Raw genomic sequence first — 2,841 nt, 5'->3', positions numbered from 1 at the left:
CTTACGTATCGCTGAATATTGGCAGGCGTCTTTGGCAAGATGGCTTTCACGATCGAATGATTAAAGATGAAGCATCGCTAAAAGCAGCTGCTAGATATATCGTTGCCAATCCTCTAAGAGCCAATTTGGTCGAAGATATAGGAAAGTACAGCTATTGGGATGCTATTTGGCTATAAGTCACATCCTAGAATACAAGTGTAAACAACCAGCTGTTTGTCGATTAGAAAGCCTGATGTGGGAGGCCAATTTATTGGGCGACGGCGGCGTCAGCCGCCCTTAGCCTGCCGCAGCACTGGTGCTCTAATCGTCGCGAGCTGAAGCTCCCTCCCACACAGTCATTACCTACTCTTCAGATAATACTGGCCTTCAACAGAACAAAACCTTTGCACAGTAGAAGGTCAGTATTATTGGCCCAACCCAATAGCTCGAGAGGGAAGGTCACTTATCGAACAGCGGCATACTCGACAGTGGGAGGCCAATTCATTGGGCGACGGCGGTGTCAGCCGCCCTTAGCCTGCCGCAGCACTGAAGCCCTAATCATCGCGAGCTGAAGCTCCCTCCCACACAGTCATTACCTACTCCTCAGATAATACTGACCTTAACCAGAACAAAACTTTTGCACAGCAGAAGCTCCGTATTATTGGCCCAAGCCAATAGCTAGAGAGATAAGATCACTGATCGAACAGCGGCAAACTCAACAGTGGGAGGCCAATTTATTGGGCGACGGCGGCGTCAGCCGCCCTTAGCTTGCCGTAGCACTGGTGCCCTAACCGTCGCGAGCTGAAGCTCCCTCCCACACAGTCATTACCTACTTCAGCTAATACTGGCCTCAACCAGAACAAAACTTTTGCACAGCAGAAGCTTAGTATTATTGGCCCAAGCCAGTAGCTAGAGAGATAAGATCACTTATCGAACAGCGGCAAACTCAACAGTGGGAGGCCAATTTATTGGGCGACGGCGGCGTCAGCCGCCCTTAGCCTGCCGCAGCACTGGTGCTCTGATCGTCGCGAGCTGAAGCTCCCTTATATGGACCCGTCCCGTTGAGCAAGCAAGCCATGAGATGGACACGGATGAGGACTGCACGCTTATATCCGGCCTTTGATGATAGCGCTGCTATCTGGCCCTGATGGAATGCGCACTCTCTGCTCTTAATCTCCCACGCGGCCTCTCATTGGGCCTCCGAGCTTTACAGAGTGACAGAGAGTCGGTCTTACCTGTGTGCCATCAATTGTCTTACTCACGCAACCTCGGGTGTGCTTACTTCAAACAACAATATGACTTTTTCCAAGGGCCTCGTCGAGGCAGCTGCCTCACTTTTCTATGCTTGATAAGTGCGCTGATGCGCAAGGATCGACCAGCAAATTCGCGCCATTTTGTTCGCCAGGGCCACAATCGCCTTACGCTGACCTACCCGTGCCGCCAATCGGATGATCCATTGCGCCAATCGGTCGGGGTGCTCTTGACGTTGAAATTGCCTCAACGCCGCTCTCGCTCCATGAACCAGTTGACGGCGCACCTCGCTATTGCCGCGTTTGGTAATGCTTTTCAGGACGTTCTTGCCGCCACTTGAGTACTGTCTTGGCACCAGGCCAATTGAGGCGCTAAATTGCCGCCCATTGGGGAAGCGCCGAGGATCGCCCATATGACTGAAGAGCAACGTGGCATTGACTGGACCAATACCTGGCACACTCATCAGCTGCTTCACGCTGGGAGTGGCCTGGACATATGCGCCGAGCCGTTTATTGTATTCGGCGACGCGCGTGTCGAGTGCTTGCCACTCATCCAGGAGGTCATGCATGACATCGCATAAAGCCATACCCAGCTGAGTGTGACGCTCGTCGAGCAATCGGCGTATATCGCCTTGTCGGATGACGCGGTGGCCTTGGGCCACAATGATGCCAAACTCGTTTAACAGCCCACGCAACTCATTCCCAACGGCCGTCCGAGCGCGCACAAGGCGGCTGCGCACCCGGTGGAGTGCTTGTAGTGACTGCTGTTCCTGCGTTTTCACCGCCACGCGCCTTGTCGCCGGACGGGCTGCCGCTTCCGCAATACCGGCGGCATCACGCGCATCGTTTTTATGGCCTTGAATAAACGGTTTGACGGCCTGCGGGGGGAGCAGATGCGCCTCGTGACCCAGCTGGCGAATTTCTCGCGCCCAATAGTGAGCGGAGCCACATGCTTCCATGGCCACGAGACAGGGCGGAAGGTTCCCGATCACGGTGCTTAACTGATCACGTTTGATCTTTTTGCTAAACACTTGGTGACCGCGATCATCGATCGCATGCAGTTGGAAAACATGCTTGGCAAGATCAATACCCACAATGCTAATGTTGTTCATGGATGGATCCTCTTTCAAGATGCCGTCAGTGCCCTGCGCACGTTAGATGAAGTGCTTCTTCATCTTGGCACAGAAGGACGGGTCCATCCCATTTCCCACACCTGACTGCTTGAGGGGTGAAGAGCCTGATGTGGGAGGCCAATTTATTGGGCGACGGCGGCGTCAGCCGCCCTGAGCCTGCCGCAGCAGTGGTGCCTTCATTATCGCGAGCTGAAGCTCCCTCCTACAGAAAATGCTACACAGCATGTGCTAAGTTAATTAAAAATTATAGGGAGCATATAATGAACAGGAGCCATCTGCTTCGCCAAGGGAGGCAATCAATCCCGAATGCTCACTACTTAGTCACTGCGACGACCCGCCATCGTCAGCAGGTTTTTACTAATTTTCATACTGCCTGTTGTGCATCCAGGCACTTTTACCACCCTCGCGTGAGCGAGCTGGCGACAACTTTTGCTTTTGTTGTTATGCCAGACCATATCCATTGGTTGCTTCAGCTAAAC

1 protein-coding gene and 1 pseudogene are annotated in these 2,841 nt (G+C 53.2%); one reads left to right on the top strand and one right to left on the bottom strand.

Annotated elements, in window-relative coordinates:
* Positions 1-1,318: 1,318 nt before the first annotated feature.
* Complete coding sequence (locus tag A3220_RS16195) at positions 1,319-2,341, bottom strand: IS110 family transposase (RefSeq protein WP_062375976.1); 1,023 nt, start codon at positions 2,339-2,341, stop codon at positions 1,319-1,321.
* 281 nt (positions 2,342-2,622) lie between these two features.
* On the opposite strand from A3220_RS16195, the pseudogene A3220_RS17615 reads away from it, so the two are divergent.
* Positions 2,623-2,841 (top strand): annotated as a pseudogene (locus A3220_RS17615) (transposase); the annotation flags it as partial.

The sequence above is a fragment of the Halomonas sp. KX33721 genome, from assembly GCF_001596805.1.
GTDB lineage: Bacteria > Pseudomonadota > Gammaproteobacteria > Pseudomonadales > Halomonadaceae > Vreelandella > Vreelandella aquamarina.
This window is presented reverse-complemented; position numbering and strand designations above follow the sequence as displayed.

Bases quoted from the DNA above. Each gene is read 5' to 3' on its own strand.
- A3220_RS16195 (WP_062375976.1), bottom strand. From the start codon at position 2,341: ATGAACAACATTAGCATTGTGGGTATTGATCTTGCCAAGCATGTTTTC.